The organism is Belnapia sp. AC561 (assembly GCF_979252845.1).
Genome location: NZ_CEEDBP010000221.1, coordinates 1 through 274, shown reverse-complemented (window position 1 = coordinate 274; position 274 = coordinate 1). Strand labels below are relative to the sequence as shown.

Here is a 274-nt window from a genome sequence, read left to right as displayed (position 1 = left end):
CTACAAAACTCCACCACCACGATTAACAGAGGCAGGAGTGCGCCATTTTCCTTACTAAGAACAGCCGCCAACGTCCCCAATCCGACCGACAGTGTCATCCACACGTAGCTAGCTCTAGGCTTCGACGCTAATAGCATTCGCCCATGAAGATAGCCGGCAAGGCCTGCGAACATGAAGAGTGCGGCCAATTCCGTCATCCGCTGCACGACATACAAAGTAGTCGAAACGAAATAGGGGTGTAATAACCAGATAGCAGAGCTCAACACAGCAACCC

At 51.8% G+C, this 274-nt stretch carries 1 protein-coding gene; it reads right to left on the bottom strand.

The window, feature by feature from the left end; all coding sequences use genetic code 11:
- Positions 1-274 (bottom strand): hypothetical protein (locus tag AC0IW9_RS30840; RefSeq protein WP_471652112.1); only part of this gene is annotated, 274 nt, incomplete at both ends.